Annotated in this window: 18 protein-coding genes; 11 read left to right on the top strand and 7 right to left on the bottom strand. The window is 51.4% G+C overall.

Translation table 11 applies throughout. The annotated features are described in order from the left end of the window. Positions 1-42 precede the first annotated feature (42 nt). Positions 43-1,014: a chemotaxis protein gene (locus tag WCT94_RS18640; protein ID WP_336871016.1), complete on the top strand. Its 972-nt coding sequence runs from the start codon at positions 43-45 to the stop codon at positions 1,012-1,014. A gap of 159 nt (positions 1,015-1,173) precedes the next feature. Here WCT94_RS18640 and WCT94_RS18635 read toward each other — a convergent pair whose 3' ends face one another. Together WCT94_RS18635 and WCT94_RS18630 are read right to left on the bottom strand one after the other, a co-directional pair. After that, positions 1,174-3,360, bottom strand: coding sequence for a TonB-dependent siderophore receptor (locus tag WCT94_RS18635; protein ID WP_336871014.1), 2,187 nt, complete (start codon positions 3,358-3,360; stop codon positions 1,174-1,176). Between the two features lie 181 nt (positions 3,361-3,541). Next, positions 3,542-4,828, bottom strand: a complete 1,287-nt coding sequence (locus WCT94_RS18630) for a TetR family transcriptional regulator (protein WP_336871011.1) — start codon at positions 4,826-4,828, stop codon at positions 3,542-3,544. Between the two features lie 93 nt (positions 4,829-4,921). Here WCT94_RS18630 and WCT94_RS18625 point away from each other — a divergent pair, with 93 nt between their 5' ends. Beyond that, positions 4,922-6,178 carry a multidrug effflux MFS transporter gene (locus tag WCT94_RS18625; protein ID WP_336871008.1) on the top strand — a complete coding sequence of 419 codons (1,257 nt, stop codon included), beginning with the start codon at positions 4,922-4,924 and terminating at the stop codon, positions 6,176-6,178. A gap of 45 nt (positions 6,179-6,223) precedes the next feature. Here the strand turns inward: WCT94_RS18625 and yghU are convergent, their stop codons facing one another. Both yghU and WCT94_RS18615 read right to left on the bottom strand, forming a co-directional pair. Continuing rightward, positions 6,224-7,063 carry a glutathione-dependent disulfide-bond oxidoreductase gene (gene yghU, locus WCT94_RS18620; RefSeq protein ID WP_336871005.1) on the bottom strand — a complete coding sequence of 280 codons (840 nt, stop codon included), beginning with the start codon at positions 7,061-7,063 and terminating at the stop codon, positions 6,224-6,226. A 165-nt stretch (positions 7,064-7,228) separates the two neighbouring features. Further along, on the bottom strand, positions 7,229-7,840 hold the full coding sequence (locus tag WCT94_RS18615) for an NAD(P)-dependent oxidoreductase (protein WP_336871003.1): 612 nt from the start codon (positions 7,838-7,840) through the stop codon (positions 7,229-7,231). 102 nt (positions 7,841-7,942) lie between these two features. Between WCT94_RS18615 and WCT94_RS18610 the strand changes: the two genes are divergently transcribed. The 3 genes from WCT94_RS18610 (at position 7,943) to WCT94_RS18600 (ending at position 9,270) form a co-directional block, all read left to right on the top strand. Beyond that, positions 7,943-8,395: a winged helix-turn-helix transcriptional regulator gene (locus tag WCT94_RS18610; RefSeq protein ID WP_336871001.1), complete on the top strand. Its 453-nt coding sequence runs from the start codon at positions 7,943-7,945 to the stop codon at positions 8,393-8,395. Positions 8,396-8,609: 214 nt separating this feature from the next. Next, positions 8,610-8,963, top strand: coding sequence for a type II toxin-antitoxin system RelE/ParE family toxin (locus WCT94_RS18605; RefSeq protein ID WP_336871000.1), 354 nt, complete (start codon positions 8,610-8,612; stop codon positions 8,961-8,963). Between the two features lie 4 nt (positions 8,964-8,967). Then, positions 8,968-9,270 carry a helix-turn-helix domain-containing protein gene (locus WCT94_RS18600; RefSeq protein ID WP_336870999.1) on the top strand — a complete coding sequence of 101 codons (303 nt, stop codon included), beginning with the start codon at positions 8,968-8,970 and terminating at the stop codon, positions 9,268-9,270. Positions 9,271-9,312: 42 nt separating this feature from the next. Here WCT94_RS18600 and WCT94_RS18595 read toward each other — a convergent pair whose 3' ends face one another. Further along, positions 9,313-10,317 (bottom strand): threonine ammonia-lyase, encoded by a 1,005-nt coding sequence (locus WCT94_RS18595; protein ID WP_336870998.1) that lies wholly within the window; start codon positions 10,315-10,317, stop codon positions 9,313-9,315. A 52-nt stretch (positions 10,318-10,369) separates the two neighbouring features. Between WCT94_RS18595 and WCT94_RS18590 the strand changes: the two genes are divergently transcribed. After that, positions 10,370-10,720: an ArsR/SmtB family transcription factor gene (locus tag WCT94_RS18590; RefSeq protein ID WP_336870995.1), complete on the top strand. Its 351-nt coding sequence runs from the start codon at positions 10,370-10,372 to the stop codon at positions 10,718-10,720. 14 nt (positions 10,721-10,734) lie between these two features. Here WCT94_RS18590 and WCT94_RS18585 read toward each other — a convergent pair whose 3' ends face one another. Beyond that, positions 10,735-11,982, bottom strand: coding sequence for an MFS transporter (locus WCT94_RS18585; RefSeq protein ID WP_336870992.1), 1,248 nt, complete (start codon positions 11,980-11,982; stop codon positions 10,735-10,737). A 66-nt stretch (positions 11,983-12,048) separates the two neighbouring features. Between WCT94_RS18585 and WCT94_RS18580 the strand changes: the two genes are divergently transcribed. The 5 genes from WCT94_RS18580 to WCT94_RS18560 all read left to right on the top strand — a co-directional run bounded on the left by WCT94_RS18580 (position 12,049) and on the right by WCT94_RS18560 (position 17,136). Beyond that, positions 12,049-12,495, top strand: a complete 447-nt coding sequence (locus WCT94_RS18580; RefSeq protein WP_442955509.1) for a helix-turn-helix domain-containing protein — start codon at positions 12,049-12,051, stop codon at positions 12,493-12,495. Between the two features lie 200 nt (positions 12,496-12,695). After that, positions 12,696-14,132: a glycoside hydrolase family 1 protein gene (locus WCT94_RS18575; RefSeq protein WP_336870990.1), complete on the top strand. Its 1,437-nt coding sequence runs from the start codon at positions 12,696-12,698 to the stop codon at positions 14,130-14,132. A 426-nt stretch (positions 14,133-14,558) separates the two neighbouring features. Beyond that, on the top strand, positions 14,559-15,521 hold the full coding sequence (locus WCT94_RS18570) for a helix-turn-helix domain-containing protein (protein ID WP_336870987.1): 963 nt from the start codon (positions 14,559-14,561) through the stop codon (positions 15,519-15,521). Between the two features lie 427 nt (positions 15,522-15,948). Then, complete coding sequence (locus WCT94_RS18565; protein WP_336870985.1) at positions 15,949-16,431, top strand: cold-shock protein; 483 nt, start codon at positions 15,949-15,951, stop codon at positions 16,429-16,431. A 165-nt stretch (positions 16,432-16,596) separates the two neighbouring features. Beyond that, positions 16,597-17,136, top strand: a complete 540-nt coding sequence (locus WCT94_RS18560; RefSeq protein WP_319847262.1) for a DUF2058 domain-containing protein — start codon at positions 16,597-16,599, stop codon at positions 17,134-17,136. 124 nt (positions 17,137-17,260) lie between these two features. Here the strand turns inward: WCT94_RS18560 and WCT94_RS18555 are convergent, their stop codons facing one another. Then, complete coding sequence (locus WCT94_RS18555; protein ID WP_336870983.1) at positions 17,261-18,292, bottom strand: methionine synthase; 1,032 nt, start codon at positions 18,290-18,292, stop codon at positions 17,261-17,263. Positions 18,293-18,301: the final 9 nt, after the last annotated feature.

Below are 18,301 nucleotides of genomic sequence, written 5' to 3'. Positions count from 1 at the left end.
TACGGTATACCTATAATGACAATGACTCGCACTGAGGAAAACATGGATAATTTTCAAAAAGAAATCGATGAGAGAACAAACCTCACCTCTGCTAATAAATTTGAACTCTTATTATTCCAGCTGGGTAAATCGCCTGAAGGTGGCAAATCTGAGCTGTTTGGCATCAACGTGTTTAAACTGCGTGAAATAGTACCGATGCCTACGCTGACCAAAGCGGCTGGCATGAAATCGCCGATGCTCGGTATGGTCAACATTCGTGGACAAATCATTCCCGTTATCGATCTTCCTGCCGTCGTCGGCAGTTCATCAGAAACCAGCCTGAACATTCTTCTTATCACGGAGTATGCACGTAGTACGCAAGCATTCGCCGTGGAGTCAGTCGACGATATCGTTCGTCTGGAATGGAGTCAGGTTCTGGCCGCTGAAGCGGGCGTGAGCGGTTCCTATATCACCAGTATTGCGCGTCTTGATAACGATAAAGACAGCAACCGTCTGGCGCTGGTGCTGGATGTTGAACAGATTCTGTTTGATATCATTCCTGGCGAGCGCGAAACCAAGCTCAAGAACGCAGAAGAGAAAATTTACCCTTATACGCCGGGTGCGATTGCGATTGTGGCGGAAGACTCCAAAGTCGCTCGTTCGCTGCTTGAGCAGGGACTAACCCAGATGGGCATTCCGTTTAGTATGCACATCACCGGGCAGGATGCCTGGAACAAGATTCGTGAAATTGCGCAAGAAGCACAGTCAGAAGGCCGACCTATCTCGGATAAGATCTCAATGGTCCTGACCGATTTGGAAATGCCGGAAATGGACGGCTTTACGCTGACAAGAAATATCAAACGTGAAGAATATCTGAAGAATATTCCTGTCGTGATTCACTCTTCACTGTCTGGTAGCGCGAACGAAGATCACGTACGCAATGTGGGTGCAGATGCTTACGTCGCGAAATTCGAGATCAACGAGCTGTCGACGGCGATTCAGACCGTGCTGAATAAAGTGAAAGTCCGCCGCTAATTAGTCAAGCGTGCGTATTACCACATTCGGCCTTTGCCTCCTCCTTGACGGGAGAGGGCAGAGGCCGATTTTTTTAGTCGCTAATTATCTGAATAGTGTGCTTTCTGGCTCCTGAATACGGCAAACCAGAAAAGCGTCACTGCCAGAAAAATATGACTATCAGAATGAGGTCGTTACTCCCGCATAGTAGGCACGTCCCGGTTCGTTGTAGGTAGACGCACCTTTTGCCTCGCGATAAATCTGCTTATCAAACAGGTTACTGATACCGGCATTGACGCGCAGGTTCTTGCTGAACTGGTAGTTCATCCCGACGCCCGCAACGGAGTAGCTGCCGATTTCACGTGAGGAAAGTCCACCTTCTTTTTCTATCCAGTTCGTCGCGTACTGACGCGGTTTTTGCTTGCCGTACATCGTCCAACTGACGTTGGCAGACAGCTTGTCCGTAGCCTGCCAGTCCAGCATCGTATTGACGGTGTATTTCGGGATGATCGACAGCGGATTACCGGTATCTTTATTTTTCGATTCAATCATATAGGTGGCGTTGGTGCTCCAGTCCAGCGTGTCGTCAATCACCGGCACCAGCAGGTTGGCTTCCAGCCCTTCTACCAGCGCTTTACCGCCATTTTCCCAACGCAAGATCGCCGCATTTGACTGCGTCATCCCAAGAATATCCGTGCCAGAAACAATCTTGTTTTTATAGTCATTGCGGAAGTAGGTCACACCTGCCTGCCAGCCGGCATGTTTGAATTCCAGCCCGATTTCTTTGTTGACGCTGATTTCAGGATCCAGATTGTCATTGCCCGCCAGATAGCAGCCGCCGCCGTTATTATAATCCACGCCGAACGGGCAGCCGTTACCGCGCGAATAAAGCAAATAACCGGTAGAGGATTGATAAAGGTTTGGTGCTTTAAAGGCGCGCGCGATACCGGCTTTCACGCTGAACATCTCGCCCAGCTCCTGCTGGATGTTCAGGCTGGGGCTATAATTGCCGCCAAATTTATCGTGATAATCGAAACGCAGGCCGGGAATCACTTTGGTACCGGGCACAACTTCGATGTTGTCTTCAAAATAGAGCGCACTGAGTTCGGCGCTATTTTTGCTGCTGCGCTGAGCAGGGTTGACGGATGTACCGGGAATGGTGTCGCGGCTGTCTCCTGGGTAGCTGCTGGCGGAGGGATCGTTTAACTGCTCCCGATTCCACTCTGCGCCTAGTGTGAGCGTTTGCTCGGCCCAACGCTCAAGCGGGATATTCAGTTCGCTGTTAATGCGCAGATTTTTTAAGCGGCTGGTGCTGTAGCGGTCGCTATTAATTGAGCCTTCAAAGCGGCCGAATAATCCTTCGTCAAGCCGGGTGTTATTGGTTTGGTCATAAGCGAGGCCCAGCTTGGATTGCCCCCAATCCCAAATTCCATTGTGGGTGATGGCATAATTCTGGCGATACAGTCGGTTGGTTTCCGCCCCGCTTTTTGCCAGACTTTCGGGGATGACCCCTCCGCCGCTGAACTGCGTATCGCCAGTATAGATATTGCCCTGACGGCTATAGCCCGCTTCAACATCAACGATCTGCTGCGGTGAGAGTTTCCAGGACAGCAGCGTATTGAGGTCTTTATTGCGCACCCCTTCGCGCCCGGCCGCGGCAGAACCATTCTGGTTACGGTTGATATCCCAACTGTCGGAATCGGTTTTATTGATATTGCCGTACAAGCGCATGGTGAGCGCATCACCAGCCAGCGGGCCGCTTAGGTTGATATTGGCGCGGCGTGTGGCGCCTTCTTTGCTATTTTCCGGCTGATTGCCGTACAGCGAGAGTGAACCAGTCCAGACGTTGGATGGACGTTTGGTGATGATATTCACCACGCCGCCCGCCGCGCCGGAACCGTAGCGCGCTGCCGCCGGGCCACGGATGACTTCAATGCGTTCCACGTCTTCTACCGGTACCCAGTTAGTATCGCCTCGGGTATCCCGCTCGCCGTCCCAGGCGTAACGAATCGCGTTACGTGAGGTCACCGGACGGCCGTCAATGAGAATCAGCGTATTTTCCGGCCCCATGCCGCGCAGGTCGATCTGGCGATTGTTGCCTCTGGCCCCGGTGGCGCTATTGCCTGTGAGGTTCACACCCGGCATCTTACGAATGATTTCGGAGAGATCGTTAACGGGCGGCGCTTTTTTAATATCGTCCGCCGTGATGATCGACACCCCTGGCTGCTGTTTTAATTCCTGCTCGGCAGTGGCCTTGACGGTCATCACATCCTCGTCGGCAGCTTGCGCCGTGCCTAAGTGTGCTCCGAGTAGTCCGGCAACGATCAGTGCCAGTGGTTTTATGGTATGGAATTGCGGTTTGTGCATTTTTTATTTTTCATCCCTAACGACGCGCATATGTACGAATGCAAACGAGAGCTATTTGCGTTTGGTAATTTGGCAAAAAATAGTACATATGTACAGTTTTATTGTAAAAGGCAGATAGAGGGAGAAGAAGGTGGGCAATAATTGGGGGCTAAACGGTTTTCCCGCGAGAAAACCGTCTGGTTTAGCGAAAGGCGTTATACAACGCTGAAACCGACTGATAAACCAGATCGCGCGGCAGCGTGCGCTCGTGTTTTTCCAGCAGTGCGCGGATGAAAAAACCGTTCAGTAGCGTACCCAGCGGCAGCGCGGCGCTGTCGGGAGCGACCACCTTGATGATGGCGACAACGGTATTAGACCATTCGAGCGCGATAGGGCGCAGGGAAGGGCGTGAAATGGCCGCGGTAAAGAGTTCATACTCGCGCGCCAGATCGTCAATATCTTCGATGCCGCGCATGACAAAATCGGTCAGGACATCACGCGGGTCGTCGTGGCGACGCTGACGAAACCAGCTAAACATATCATCGCGAAACAGGGCAATCGCACTGCGCATCACGGCATTTAGCATGTCGTCCAGACTGTTAAAATGGTAGGTAGTCGACCCTAACGGCACGTGGGCTTCACTCGCGACAGCGCGGTGCGTTAAGGCACTGATGCCGTCACGTTTGATGATGTTTGTGGCCGTTTCGACAATATGCGCCGCGCGGGAATGCACCGCTTCTAACCCTGTACCGCTCGGCGTGACGCCTTTCTCTGCCAGCCAGGCGATCGCCTGTTCAGAGAGCGTTTCTCCGGCCGGAATGGGGGGCATTTCTCGCGAGGAAGCGGTGGTGGGCGCTGGCGACGCGGTGCAGCGAACAGCGGTGGTCTGTGCGGTTGCTGTGCTGGTGCGATCGTCCGGCTGGAACAAGGATTTGGCATCATCAATCATCGTCTGCCGCTCCTCGCGATCCAGCGTCACGAAGCCCAATCCCTGTAACAGAAAAACGCCTTCTGTGGCGAGAAACGCCAGACGGATACGCTGCATGGTCGGCGTGGCTTCACGTAGTCGATCCAGTCGGGTGCGATAAAATTCCCGCACGGGTTCCAGCATGGCGGGGGAGTGAACCAGCGCGGTGAGCAGACCCACCGCGCGCGATGTCGTCTCGTCTTCTTCCTGACCTATCGCCGTAATATGGCCCAATACATCAGCGTGAGGCTGGTTGGCGTAGCGTGCGGTTTGCTGCTGGGCCTCCAGTTCAAAACGCGCCAGCTCACGCGACAGCATGGTCATGATCAACTGGTCTTTACTGGAAAAGCTGTAAACCAGTCCGCCTTTGCTAATCCCCGCTTCGGCGGCAACGGCATCTAACGTAAAACGATGCACGCCATCGCGCAGCAATACCTGTTCTGCGGCGTCCAGAATCCGATCGTTTCCAATGGTTTTTTTGCGCGCCATCACATTGCCTTGTATTTTCGACTGGTCAGTCATATATTGCGCTCAGCAATACGCATCTTATCCGATTCGCACTCCCTTTGCTGTCGGTTATTCACGATTGAGTGGTCTATTTTTGAGGTGTTATCGATGTCTGATTCGTCTTTACTGGCGTCGCGCAGTTTTATTCTCATCGGTATTTTAGGCATTCTGTGTGCGTTTGATGCCATGTCGATTGATATGTATCTCCCGGCTTTTCCTGCGATTCAGCAGGATATAGGGGCGGACGCGGCGGGAATGCAGACCTCGCTGTCGGTCTTTTTGATCGGGCTGGCGCTTGGTCAACTGGTCTATGGCCCGCTGACCGATCGCTATGGTCGAAAAGGGCCGCTGCTGCTGGGCATTGTGCTGTTTTCTGCGTCGTCTTTGCTGATCGCCCACGCTTCCACGCTATCGTGGTTTGTCTTTTTCCGCCTGATGCAAGGCCTCGGCGGTGCCGCTGGATTGGTGATCCCGCGCGCTATCGTGGCGGACTTGTACTCGGAGCGCGATGCCGCAAAGGTGTTCTCGCTGCTTATGCAGGTGATGGCGATAGCGCCGATTATTGCACCGCCGTTGGGCAGCGTGCTGCTTGGTTCGCTGGGGTGGTCAGCCATTTTCTGGGTACTGACGGTTGTTGGTATGCTGATGCTGTTTGCCACCTGGCGCTGGGTGCCGGAAAGTCTGCCGTGTCGTGACCGCGTCAGTGGCGGGACGCTGTCAGCATTAACGGGTTATGCCGCGCTACTGCGGCAGAGAAAATTCATGGGCTATACGCTGTCCGGCTCTTTCGTGATGGGCGGCCTGTTTACCTACATTGGCGCGTCTGCCTTTATCTTTATTGAATATTTCCACCTGTCGCCCACCACTTACAGCTATATTTTTGCATCGAATGCCCTCGGTATGGTGGTGATGGGGCAGATCAATATCTTTCTGCTGAACCGCTGGCGTGAATATCAAATCTTGCCGGTCGGGATCGCGTTGCATGTTGTGGGAGGGCTGGTGCTATCCGGCATTCTGCTGGCGGGGGTGGCGTCGCTGTGGGTTGTTACAGCATTGCTATTCCTGACCATGAGCTTCCTGAGTCTGGTGTTCGGCAATGTGGTGGCGGTGGCGATGAATGCGGCACCGGGCCAGACCGGTTCGGCTTCCTCGCTGCTCGGCGTATTGCAGTATGTTTTTGGCGGGCTAGCCGGCGTGATTATGGGTGTCATACATGATGGTACGCTGCTTCCGCCGGTGATGTTACTCACAGCCTGTGCAATAGGCGCGCTGCTGAGCGGGTGGTACGCCGCGCGGCAGGCGGATATCAATATTGTGGAAGAGGCGTCTGTCGATAGCCGCGTGCTGGAACGAGAAGGGCGCTGAAGGTGAATTGGGATGCCGCCTGCATGGGATGCAGGCGGCAGACGATTAATCCAGATCGGATGCCTGATGACGCTCGGCGACCTGTTCGGATTCGTCACCCCAGGTACGGTTGACTTTGCGACCGCGAATCACCGCCGGACGAGCGGCAATCTCGTCAACCCAACGGATCACATGCGTGTATTCGTGTGCGGACAGGAACTCTGCGGCGGAGTACAGCGCGTTTTGTACCAGCCCGCCGTACCACGGCCAAACCGCGATATCGGCAATCGTGTAGCTGTCGCCAGCCAGATAGCGGCTTTCTGCCAGTCGGCGATTGAGTACATCCAACTGACGCTTGGTTTCCATCGTGAAACGGTTGATCGGGTATTCAAATTTTTCCGGCGCGTAGGCGTAGAAATGGCCGAATCCACCGCCAACGTAAGGGGCGGAGCCCATCTGCCAGAAGAGCCAGTTCAGGGTTTCCGTGCGCGTGGCGAGATCGTTCGGCAGCAGCGCGCCAAATTTCTCGGCCAGATACACCAGAATGGAACCGGACTCAAACACGCGAACCGGTTTGTCGCCGCTTTGATCAAGCAGCGCCGGGATCTTGGAGTTCGGGTTGACGTCGACAAACCCGCTGGAGAACTGATCGCCATCGCCTATCTTAATCAGCCAGGCATCGTACTCTGCACCTGAATGGCCCAGCGCCAGCAGCTCTTCCAGCATGATCGTCACTTTCACGCCGTTCGGTGTTGCCAGCGAATAAAGTTGAAGCGGATGTTTGCCAACGGGCAGCGCTTTTTCGTGCGTCGGACCGGCTATCGGACGGTTAATATTGGCGAAGGCGCCACCGGAAGAGGCGGGCTGCCAGACTTTTGGCGGCACATAGGTTGGGGACGTAGCCATTCAAAAACTCCTTATGCATGAAAAGAGAGCGAGTCAAGGTAACACCATAACAAACTCACGCCGCTCGCTGATACCGTTCTGTTCTATCTCTACGACCTATCGGTATAACGCGAGATCCGCACATGGTTGAGGGGAGATGACCAATGTGCGGATCGCCGTCAGGGTTTAATAACCCACGGTAAAACGTTGACGGGAATGGGCGGGGTTTTCAATTTCATCAGCCAGTGCGACAGCGTAGTCCTCAAAGGAGATGCTGCTGCCCTTGTCATTACTCAGCAGCGTGTCTTTGCCGAGACGGAATGTGCCTGTGCGCTGGCCCGGAACAAACTCGGCGGACGGAGAGAGGAAAGACCAATCAAGATCTTTCTCCTGTTTTAACAAGTCGAGGAAGGCTGCACCACGGGAGGCTTCAGGGCGGTAAGCATCAGGGAAGTCCGGCTGATCGATTAGACGCTGGCCCGGTGCAATTTCCAGACTCCCGGCACCGCCGACGACCAGATAGCGTTTTACCCCTGCGGTTTTAACGGCGGCAATCAACGTTGCCGGATCGGATGAACCAAATTTAACCGCGCTGACTACGACGTCATGCCCTTTGAATAAGGCGACCAGTGCATCCTTGTCCAGTGCGTCTCCTTGTTTAGCGGTGACGTTCGGCAGCGAGGCAATTTTTTCTGGATGGCGTGCAATGGCGGTGACCGTATGCCCACGGTCTGATAATTCTTTAAGAATGCGTGAACCGGCATCGCCTGAGGCGCCAATGAGTGCGATATGTGACATGTAGACTCCTTATTTTCTTGTTTTGGGACTAAGTAACAAAAATAGACTATAGAGAATCTGGATGGTACATTGCCGACTTTTCTCCGACAAGAAGTCACCGGCATGCAACCAGGTCACACAGAAATGACTAATGACACACTCCTCACTGACACGGTTAACCCAATAACGTCGGGGGTGGAAAGCCTCAACGATTCCGCGTTTGACCATCCTTGTCCAATCCGTGATGTGTTGGATCGCATCGGCGATCGGTGGAGTCTGTTAATACTCGAAGCGCTGGCGCAAAAGACGCTGCGTTTTAACGAATTACACCGCCATATCGACGATATTTCGCGTCAGATGCTGTCACGTACCTTAAAACGGCTAGAGACGGATGGATTTATTTATCGGACGATTTATGCAGAAGTTCCCCCGCGCGTGGAATATACGCTGACGCCACTCGGGCACTCCTTTTTGCAGCCCATGCAGCTGTTAATTCAATGGGCCGATCGGAACCATGCCGAAATTTGTCGCTCTCGCCGCCAGGCCAGACGACGCGATGCCTGCACCGCTAATTGACGCTTAATCAATAGGTCTCACCACGCTCTAAATACCACCTTATTGTGCGACCTTGTTCGCACAATGATAGTCATTTCATTTTATCTCCACAGAACGATTGGAATGCCGCTCCGGCTTCTTTAGTTATGTCGGTGCATGTCGTTTTATACCACGTCATTAATCACATTATAGCTTTTAACCTATATAGCATTTGAGCTATATTAGAGGAGGCCCAGTGTGGAAAATCGAAACGACGGACGTGTTTGATAGCTGGTTCAGCACATTAAACGATAGGGATCGCGCATATGTGCTTGCAGCACTTATCGTGTTACGGGAAAAAGGCCCAATGCCATCCAGGCCTTATGCTGATACGGTAAAAGGCTCCCGGTATAGCAACATGAAAGAATTACGTATTCAGAGCGGAGGGATGCCAATACGGACATTTTTTGCTTTCGATCCACATCGCACGGGGATCCTCCTCTGTGCGGGGAATAAGTCCGGCAATGAAAAGCGCTTTTATGATGAGATGATCCCGCTTGCCGATCGGGAATTCACAAAGTATCTGAAAAAATCAGAGAAGAAGGGGTAATGCTATGGGCAGAACGCTGGAACAGCTTCTTGCGGATGAAAAACCAGACGTCGTCGTTGAGGCTCACACTATAGCGGCAGACATGTTACTCAATATTCATCTCGCCGAACTGCGTGAGAGGGTGCAAAAAACGCAAGTGGAAATGGCGCAGACGCTTGGATTAAAACAGCCGACCGTGGCGGTAATGGAGAAACCCGGTCGCGATCTGAAACTTTCCACACTCAAACGCTATGTTGAGGCGACCGGCAGTAAGCTGCGTCTTGATATTGAACTGCCGGACGGCTCTCATTACAAATTCATGCTGTAATGCTTCCACGTATTTTGATCGCGCAGAGGATGCCTGAACAGCCTACTTGCCCACATCGGTTGCCGCCTCATTAAGCAACGTGAGATAGCGCGAACTCGAAATGTTCCTGCCAGTGACAACGCAGACGGTGTTACGTCCCCCAATCTCCTTCGCGTAGCGAATGGCTCCGGCGACGGCTGGCACCCCTGAAGGTTCGACGACATGGCGATGCAGATCGAGCATTGACAGCATCGCGGCTTTGATTTCCGCTTCTGATACCGTGAGCACGCGATCGACACGGTCACGAACCAGCGGCCAGGTCATCGTACTGGGTTCTATATAACCGCTAACGCCCTCGGCGATAGAAGGTGCCAGTTCGACGGGAAGCGTGTCACGTGCCTCTTTCCAGCGGGCAAATGTCGGACTGGCTTCACTTTGTATACCCCATACTTCGATAGCGGGATTGATTGCTTTGGCTGCTGTTGCAATCCCTGAGGCGAGACCGCCACCACCGATATTCACCAGGATTACCTCCGCATCCATCCAGTCTTCCATAATCTCAAGGCCGACGGTGCCGCCGCCTGCAATCATATGCGGGTTGTCGTAAGCCGAAACGAAGGTGGCACCAGACTGTTGTGCCGTTACTATTGCCGCCTGCCTGGCTTCTTCGATGTCATCAAAAAACGTAATATGGGCACCGCAGCCTTTCATGGCCGCGACCTTCATCGGGTCTGCTGAACGTGGCAAAAAGATGGTTACGGGGACGCCTGCCACTTGTCCGGCATAGGCGAGCCCTAATCCGTGATTTCCTGCCGTTGGGGCAATGACGCCAGCACGGCGCTGTTCTGCATCCAGATTAGCAAGAACGTTTGCCGCCCCCCGCAGTTTGAAGCTACCGGTCTGTTGGAGGTTTTCCATCTTGAGCCGAATTTCTGCACCGACATGAGCGGATAATTCCTGCGAGTGGTCTAGTGGCGTCCTGCGTATCGTTGTTTTAATCTGCTGAGCGGCGGCGTAAATATCTTTCAACGTTATAGCGTCGGTTGCGCTTTGGTGTTTGCTTGTCATAGTATTCTCCTATCAGCTGTATATGGAAATGACTATATAGGTATTTGGCTATATGAACAAGCGTGCAACGACAGCGGCCGATTTACTACGGGCACTCGGCAACGAGCAGCGGCTCATTATTCTGGAATGGTTGGCCGATCCTCGGGCACATTTCCCAGAACAGCAGGATGGCGATTTAGTTAAGGATGGGGTGTGCGTAGGGTTTATCACTGAGAAAATCGGCCTGAGTCAGCCGACTGTCACCGGCCATCTCCAATATCTATCGAAAGCCGGGATTGTCACATCGAAGCGCATCAAGAACTGGGTGTTCTATAAACTTGTCCCTGAGCGTTTAGAGGAGGCAACTGCCGTATTGTCTGAGCTTGCCAAGGTCGCCTCGCGTCAACACAAACCGTCAGAATAGGTCGTTAGCCGTCATCACTTCCCCTGAGACTTAGCTGAGCGAACCCGCGTAGCCCAGCTTGGCAGATGGGTGACGGCAAGGACGACAAGCACGATACCGCCAGCCAGAAAGAAGGTGAGCTGCATGCCATTTGCGAGGGAAGCGGGGGCTGCATGGGCAAAATCTTCCGTACCGACACCCAGCGCGAAAATCTGCCCCATGAGCGATGCCCCCGCGATCAGCCCAATGTTGCGCGACAGGTTAATCAGGCCGGAGACGGTCCCGCGCTGGTTCCCGGGAACCTTGGCAAGGGTGGCGGTGTTGTTTGCTGCCAGAAAAAGCTGGTAACCTGGCGTCAGGATAATAATGGCAAGAATGTATCCCGCGACGCCGAACAGATTAGGCAAGATCGCCAGCATAAAGGTGCCGGCAACCACGAGGGTTATCCCTGCGGTGAGAGCCCGTCCAAACCCCCAGTTATCAACCAATCGCCCTGAAGGAATGCCGCAGAAAATTGCAACGGCCGGGCCAATGGCCATCACCAGCCCCACCAGCGTGTCCTTCAGCCCCAGACCCGATCCAAGATAGTAGGGCCCAACGACTAACGTCGTCATCATGACGGAGGAGACGGCCGCATTGACGATGAGATTCGGCAAAATTGTGGTCGGTGAGATACCTGAGTTCTGCACTTTCTCCTTAACCGGTGTATCCGGCAGCAGAGCGAAAGCCAGAAACAGGACGATCGTGACCAGCGGGATCTGTACCCAGAATAGGCTGCGCCATCCTGCTGTCGTAAGCAGGAAGCCGCCGACAGAAGGGCCAAGCGCGGTACCCAGTGCCGATACCGTTCCCAGTATCCCCATCGCTCGCCCGACGTGATTTTCACCGGCCGTCTGCCTCAGCAGTGCCATGCTGAGCGTCATCAGGAAGGCGGCGCCGACCCCCTGAAGCGCTCTTGCCCCGATAAGCGACCACAGTTGGGGAGCAACAGCACACAGCAGCGACGCGACGGCGAAAAGCCCAAGTCCGGCAATGAAAACGGGCTTCAGCCCATAGCGATCGCCAAGGCGACCCGCGATCACAACCGAAAGCGCCATGGCTGCAAGATAGGCGATGACAACGACCTGCACCTGCGCGAAGGGCGCAGAAAATACGGCTGTCAGCGTCGGAAGGGCGATGTTGGCAATACTCGTTCCCAGCGAGGCCGACAGTATTGCGAGCGCCAGTGTGAGGGTAATCCCCATTGTAGCTTGCTCGGGTTCGTCTGGTTGATGAGTTACCATTTTTTATCCTTGTCAGAATGTGGGTTCCAGAGCATGCTACAAATTCAAGTCGACTTGAGGTCAAGCATGAAATTTCTGGATATTGGCGAAATTGCGGAGAGGAGTGGGCTCACGCCTTCGGCGCTGCGTTATTACGAGGAGATCGGGCTGATTGCTTCGGTGTCCCGCCATGGGCTCCGGCGGCAGTTTGCTGAAGATGTGCTGCTGCAACTCAGGTTGATTACGCTGGGGAAATCGGCGGGATTTTCACTACAGGAAATCGCCGGCATGTTTAACAAGGACGGGACGCCGGATTTACCCCGAACCACGTTGCATAAGAAGGCTGATGAGATTGATCGGCAAATTCATGAGTTGACGATATTGCGCGACACGCTGCGGCACGTCGCCGACTGTCCTGCACCATCGCATATGGAATGCCCGACGTTCAGGAAACTTGTTGAAACCACGCATCGAAGGCGGGATAACGCGAGCAATCCAACCACTCGTAAGGCACCTCAGAAGACGAAAAAATAGAGTACACTCCGCCGTTCGTGGCGGATTTTTTATATCGCCAGACCCGCGCGTACCGGATATGCAACCGGTTTCTTATTTCTGTTCATGCCTTCCTTTTTCCTCTAGAATTTCGGCCATTCGAGGCGCGCGGAAGTAAAGCAACGTCAGGTGCGCCACGGCGATCATTGATAAATAGTCAGCATTGATAAAGGATAAGTGCCATGAGCGAAAGATTTCCGCACGGCTTTATGTGGGGCGGTGCCACCGCAGCGAATCAGGTCGAAGGGGCCTACAATATCGACGGCAAAGGTCTGTCGATTGTGGATGCCATTCCCGGTGGTAAAGCGCGTTTAAGCATCGTGGCTTCCGACGCGTTTGACTTCACGCTGGATGAACAGCGCTACACCTATCCTAATCATAAAGGCATCGATCACTATCATCGCTTTCGCGAGGACATTGCGCTGTTCGCCGAGATGGGCTTCAAATGCTATCGCTTCTCCATTGCCTGGACGCGTATCTACCCGAACGGCGTTGAGCAACAGCCCAACGAGGTGGGGCTGAGCCACTACGAACAGGTGATTGATACCTGCATCGCCCACGGCATTGAACCCGTGATTACGATCTCTCACTATGAAATGCCGCTGCATCTGGCCACCGTCTTTGGCGGCTGGAAAAACCGTGAGTTAATCGGCCATTTCGAGCGCTTTGCCCGCACGGTGCTGGAGCGCTTTGGTCACAAAGTGAAATACTGGATGACCTTTAACGAGATCAACAGCGCTGCCCACTTCCCGATCATGAGTCAGGGGCTGACGGTGCAGACCGGCGCGCTGGATCCACAGGCTAAATTTCAGGCATGGCATAACCAGTTTGTTGCCAGCAGCCTGGCGGTGAAAATTGCGCATGAGACCAATCCGCAGATCCAGATTGGCTGCATGATATTGTTTGCCACGAATTATGCCTATGACTGTAACCCTATCAATCAGTTAGCGGCGCTGAAAGAGACGCAGTCATTTAACTTTTACTGTGCGGACGTGCAGGCGGGCGGGAAATATCCCTACTACGCGAAAAGCCTGTGGCAGTCGCTGGGCGTCACGCTGGATATTCAGCCGGGCGATCTGGAGCTGATTAAGCAGCACACCGTCGACTATATCGGCTTCAGTTATTATATGTCTTCCACTATCTATAAAACGGATCCCGATGCGGCGGCCGCGCACGGTAACCTGCTGGGCGGGGCGCGTAATCCGTTTCTGGAAGCCAGCGAGTGGGGTTGGGAAATTGATCCGGTGGGGCTGCGCATTGCGCTAAACCAACTATACGACCGCTACGAGAAACCGCTGTTTATTGTCGAAAATGGCTTGGGGGCGGTGGATAAGCCGAATGAAGATCGTTACATCGCCGATGACTACCGCATCAACTATTTACGCCAGCACATCGAAGCAATGGCCGATGCGATTGCCGACGGTGTCGAACTGATGGGATATACCCCGTGGGGCTGTATCGATCTGGTCAGCATGTCTACCGGCGAGATGAGCAAGCGTTACGGCTTTATCTATGTCGATCTGGATGACACGATCGCCGGCAGCGGCAACCGCTATAAGAAGAAATCGTTCCACTGGTATCAAAAAGTCATTGCTACTAACGGTGGTGATATCAGCTAAATGCATATTTCCCGATGCTGAGGGAAATGGCATCGGGAATGTTTTTGTGCGGGTTTTCCCGTTGCCCAGTGCTGAGGTAAGGTCGCGTTTCTTGAGCGCCCTCCTTAAACGCAGATCTTCCAGCATGAGAAAATATGTTATGTCGAACAACAGTTCCTTTTTTCCCGAATAACATCAAACTCGCCACCCTTGATTTATTTTTATATTATTGAAATTTAATGATTTTAATATAAAAAACATCCCGCTACTTTTAAACTCATTGCTCGTACTTTCTGATGTTGATAACCAGCACTAATCCTAGTGCAAGTACTCATTGCGCAATATTTAGTTAAAATCATTGCAAGTTAAGTAAATTTCATTAGAATGATATTTACTAATTATTTTTTATAATTAACTAAATTTATCTGATTTGAAAAGGGTGATCAAATGAAGAGTGATGCTTTCATACAATTGGCTTTGGATACTTTGTCTTGTAGTCAAAAGGAACTCGCCGTACGTCTTAAAGTTTCACCTGCGCAAATTAGCAAATGGAAAAAAGGTGAATACATGTCTCTGGAGATGGAAGAAAAATTCCAGGCGATCGTGAATATCAAGCATTACGATCCAGAATTCGTACTTTGGGCTGGGTCGCTTGATAGCGCCGAAAAGTGGGAGAAACTTATTCACTATCTTGCTGATATAGCGAATGAAAACTCTGAAACTGGATATTGCACTGAGCCATTAAACGATGATATGGATGTATTGTGCTGGAATACTTTCCATGTACTGCGAGAAATGGGGGTAATGATACCGAAAGTATTTCCTCAGGAGTTAGATGTCGATTACCAGAATGAAGACGTCGATAGTAATGAACTCTGGAACTTGACCGAAAATAGTCTTCATGCGTCGACCATTTATAAAATCTACAACTCACTCAATGACGTGTATGGATTTTATGCTGCGTATATCGAGCATTTAGTCAATGATGATGAATTGAACCTATTCGATACACCAGCCGGTAATATCGAGCCATGCCTTATGTCTCTGGCCGCCTGCAAAATTGACGTGGATCCACAGTTCGCGCCGAAATTTGGGATGTTCAAATCTCGCATCGTAAAAGATTATGAAGAATGGTTGACCTTTGTTAAAGAACGAGCATTTCGATCAGGTGTTCCTTTAGGGGCTGAACTGTTGGGGATGATTTATAACTCTCATGATGCTTTAGGGCATGAAGCAGAAGCAGAGAGTCTCGGCTTTAATTCATCTCGGGTACACCCAGATATATATATGAATGAGCTACTAGTTGGAATGAGACTCATCCATCAGGTTTTGCCTGTCATTATGAAGAAACTAGGGATTGACGAAGAATTTCGTCTGGACGAATCCGAGTTTCATCTGGGTGGAAAATAAATAATTCAATTGGCTACTTTTTTGTGCCAAGTACACCAATCTGGGCAAGATGCGATCAAATCACGTTTACCAACAAAAATGGTAATAGCGGATAGTTGTATCGGAAGGTTGTACGACGATGAAAATGAAAAAGGCAGATGCGTTGCGGTGTCTGTCTTTCTAAATGTGCTTCCCTTAGTGGGATTCCTGTGCCAGTAATTCGCTAATATTCAAACTAAAAGCAGTATTCCTTTCTATCAACACAGTCCGAACGTCGTCATTTAGTCTGAGTGCTATCGTTAATCTTGAGGGCAGGTCAGCCGCTCTCTCCCTTTGCAGACCAGAAATTTATCGTCCAGACTTAACCCAAAGACGTAGTCTGCGCAGGCATTGTGCTTTACACTGCGCGCTGCAAAAACTGAGCAGATAAACGATTAAGTAGGCGACAATGGCGATGAACGGAACGATCACAACCTGGTTTAAAGATAAAGGTTTTGGATTTATCAAAGATGAAAACGGTGAGAACCGGTATTTTCATGTGATTAAGGTCGCCAACCCTGATCTGATTAAGAAAGATGCGGCGGTGACTTTCGAGCCCACCACGAATAACAAGGGACTGTCGGCCTATGCGGTGAAGGTTTTACTGGAAAGCAAATACATCTATATCGCGGGTGAGCGCCTTAAGCTCACGTCGATCAAGTCTTATCTGGTTTACAGCGAAGAAGTGCCCGTCGATAGCGGCATTGATAAAGAAAATGCGGTGTTGTCTGTGGGGATACTGATGAATAGTATCAGGCCGAAATCAACCGCTAAGCCGGGTGAAATGCGCTCGATAAAAAAACTGGCGATCACGACCTTCCAGGGAACGACGTTAATCTTCTCGGAAGATGAGATAGACATCGATGCCACGGTGAAATTGCTCAAGTTCTGATAACCCTGTGCCGGAGTCCTGCGCCATTCATCAGCAGAATTTCGGCATCGCTTCTGATAGCCCCCCCAAACGCAAGCTGCACCGCGATCGCGTCCTGCAATCTGGCACTGCTTCAAACATTACAGGTATAATCCTGTAAATTATTCAACGGATTCAGAAACGACAATGACAAAACTCACCTTACAAGAGCAGATGCTAAAAGCTGGGTTAGTGACCAGCAAAAAAATGGCCAAAGTCCAAAGAACAGCGAAAAAATCACGCGTTCAGGCTCGTGAGGCAAGAGAGGCTGTGGAAGAGAATAAAAAAGCACAGCTTGAGCGTGATAAACAGCTAAGCGAACAACAAAAACAGGCTGTTTTATCGAAAGAATATAAAGCTCAGGTGAAGCAGCTCATTGAAATGAACAGAATCAACATTGCAAAAGGCGATATTGGTTTTAACTTCACAGATAACAACGTCATTAAAAAAATAGAAGTGGATAAGCTAACTCAGGCTCAACTGATTAGTGGTCGTCTCGCGATTGCTCGTTTGGTGGTTGATGGCAGCGGCGAGAGTGAATACGCGATTATCCCCGCCGTCGTAGCGGATAAAATTGCGCAGCGGGACGCGAGTAGTATTGTCTTAAATAGTGCGCTGAGTCAGGAAGAGCAAGACGAAGACGATCCGTATGCTGATTTTAAAGTGCCTGATGATTTGATGTGGTAATTCACGTTTTGCCAATGATTAATGCAGGCTTTTGATTTTCAACGTTATCACTCAGCCCGGTTAGCGATTGATTGGATCGCCAACCGGGCTGCGTTTGCTTCATGTAGTCGACTATTTGGCGACGTTATTTAGCCAGGAGTTCTCTTCGGACGATTTCCGCACCTGCGCTTAACGCATTGAGTTTGCCTCTTGCGACGCGACGGGATAACGGAGCCATACCGCAGTTGGTAGACGGATAGAGCTTGTCGGCATCCACAAACTGAAGCGCTTTTCGTAACGTATCAGCGACTTCTTCCGGCGTCTCAATGGTATTGGTTGCCACGTCAATGGCGCCTACCATCACTTTTTTACCGCGAATGAGTTCAATCAGATCCATTGGAACGCGAGAGTTCTGACATTCCAGTGAAATGATGTCGATAGCCGATTTTTGCAGTTTAGGGAAAATTTCTTCATATTGCCGCCACTCGGATCCCAGCGTCTTTTTCCAATCGGTATTGGCTTTGATGCCATAGCCATAGCAAATATGTACCGCAGTTTCACATTTAAGCCCTTCAACGGCTCTTTCTAACGCGGCAATTCCCCAATCATTCACCTCATCAAAAAAGACATTAAATGCAGGCTCATCAAATTGGATAATGTCGACACCCGCCGCTTCTAACTCTTTCGCTTCTTGATTCAGAATGGTGGCGAATTCCCAGGCGAGTTTTTCACGACTTTTATAGTGGCTATCATAGAGTGTGTCGATCATCGTCATGGGACCAGGCAGGGCCCATTTAATGGGTTGCGTAGTGTGCTGACGTAAAAATTTGGCGTCTTCAACAAAAACGGGCTTTTGGCGAACCACCGCACCAATGACTGTCGGTACACTCGCGTCATAGCGGTTACGAATTTTAACGATCTCACGTTTCTCGAAATCAACACCGCTGAGGTGCTCAATAAACGTCGTGACAAAATGTTGGCGCGTTTGCTCGCCGTCGCTGACAATGTCAATCCCTGCCTGTAGTTGATCCGCCAGGCTCAAACGTAGCGCATCTTGTTTGCCCTCGATCAATTCCTCACCTTGTAATTTCCAGGGGGACCAAAGGGTTTCAGGCTGCGCCAGCCAAGAAGGTTTAGGTAAACTGCCAGCCGTTGAAGTAGGTAATAATATTTTCATAGTAATAGG

It is taken from the genome of Pectobacterium sp. 1950-15 (assembly GCF_037136835.1).
In the GTDB taxonomy this organism is placed as follows: domain Bacteria; phylum Pseudomonadota; class Gammaproteobacteria; order Enterobacterales; family Enterobacteriaceae; genus Pectobacterium.
The sequence above is the reverse complement of the archived record's forward strand: the minus strand, read 5'-3'. Positions and strand labels throughout refer to the sequence as shown.